At 41.9% G+C, this 1,888-nt stretch carries 1 protein-coding gene; it reads right to left on the bottom strand.

The genetic code is table 11. The features are described from left to right. Nucleotides 1-210 precede the first annotated feature (210 nt). The gene (locus LOC54_RS12135) at nt 211-1,686 is read right to left on the bottom strand and encodes a discoidin domain-containing protein (protein ID WP_279314037.1); all 1,476 of its coding nucleotides are present in this window, start codon (nt 1,684-1,686) and stop codon (nt 211-213) included. Between the last annotated feature and the right edge of the window lie 202 nt (nt 1,687-1,888).

Genomic DNA, 1,888 nt, shown 5'->3' with positions numbered 1-1,888 from the left:
ATGATCAGCATCCTGTGAATCACATTTTTAGCCCAATGGGTACCCCGTGAGTCTGATCAAGAAACGGTTGGTATAAACCGTAACGCCGCATCTGTCTGTCTCCCCAAAAACTGGGAAAACAGTCAGCACACACAGCCACAAAGTACAACCTTCACGTGCCGCAATCAGCCCTTAACTGACGACACGCCGTAGCTACCCCCAAAAATATATTCATTTTTCATAAATATATATTTTATCAAGGTGGAGATAATTTACACCTGCTATCTGAATTCTCACATAACGGGCGTTAATACGCTTTTTTGGATGAAAAATGAGAGGATTCCCATCTATTCCTCCAATACTTATTTCTGAATTGTGATAATATATACATTTATAGTTTTCTCTATCAGAGGAAACCAATATTTGAATTTCATCAGATCTGTCCGGAGAGATAGAACCTATGGAAACATCATTTATTCTGTTGAAGATTCTTACTTCTGAAAGAACTAGTTCTCTTCCGAGGTCAACTTCCCACCACGGATTCAAATCTTCCCCTGTATGGAAGCTATAATCTCCATTTGGGTCACCATTGAGGGCTCTTCCGGCATCTTCTTCCTTTACTGGGCTTCTTGACCACGGGGATACTGAACTCTGAGTTGCAGGGCATCCTGCACTGACCAGTTTCCCGATGGGCTCAGGAAAATGAGCGTAGTTCAGGTCTACCGGGCAGTGATTAACAAATTGCAGGAATTCAAGAGCACTAAGATTCCCAAGTTCCTTCCATTTTTTGTTTTTTGTTGTATTTGAGAACGCAAACTTACGCCTCAGATCGACGAACATATCCTGAAGTCGCGCATTCGCTTCGTAAATATCACGTATAAATCCACGCTTTATGAACTCTTCTCTGTTTTTATATATGTATTCCGGAAATGTATCGTCAACGGGAACGTAACGGGCCAGACCGTCTCCACTCCAGATGCGAATACCGATGTCGAGGGCCTGTTGCGCACGTTCTTCGTCTCTGAGCATCCGTGGCCAGTAGTCGTTGGCGTGAGAGTATGCAGACAACTTAGCCACTATTTCTTTAGCACCACCCATAAAGGTGAAATGCCATCCGGCTTTTCCCAGAACTTGGTAAGGGATATTCTGCTCCCGTGCGATCCGTTCCATAGAAAACCGGGAGTAATTCATACTACCTCCGACTTCATTGCCTTCTTTCGGGCATCCCGCATCCAGAGCCGGGATATATTTTTTCTTTATGATGTAGGGGGCTTTCCAATGCTCCTCCATCAGCATATTGAGGTAATACTGATACATTGGCATATCGAGATGTGAAACTCCGTCGAATTTCATTGCATCTTGGATTGATGAAATTCTTGGAATTTCATCAACGTCGCCGAAAATGATGTAATCGTCATCTGCTGCGTCTTTGACGCCATTCAGCAGATACTGTTTCTGGAAAAATTCTTTTTTCCCGAAGTGGATTTCGTCCGGAAACTTATCAATTGATAAATATATGACTTTATCAAGGAATTTACTAAATCTTTCCCTGTTCTTATAAAAGAGTTTTTCTTTTGGTTGCCCTGTGAAGGTCTCTCCGGCTTCGCAGATCACAAAATAATCGATATGATTGTAAAGATGATTGAGCCGGATATCCATAAGATCAAATTCATTATAAAACGGCATAAGGTCATATATTTTCGACATGAATAGGTCTTCCCGATAGGTCTGTTATAGTCGATCATCTGAAAATGAAGGTTCCATAAAATTTCATTCTACAGTCGATCAATTTAAATCTGATAATTCATTGGTATTATTGTGTCTAGTCCCTATTATACCAACGGTTATAGTGGCTGACCTGTGTGAGCCCACTTTCTGAGACCGATGGATCGGATGGTTTCCGGCAGGG

Source organism: Acetobacter sp. AN02, from assembly GCF_029759835.1.
Taxonomy (GTDB): domain Bacteria; phylum Pseudomonadota; class Alphaproteobacteria; order Acetobacterales; family Acetobacteraceae; genus Acetobacter.
Note: the sequence above shows the minus strand (reverse complement) of the source record. Positions and strands in the feature narration are given on the sequence as shown.

Bases quoted from the DNA above. Each gene is read 5' to 3' on its own strand.
- LOC54_RS12135 (WP_279314037.1), bottom strand. From the start codon at position 1,686: ATGTCGAAAATATATGACCTTATGCCGTTTTATAATGAATTTGATCTT.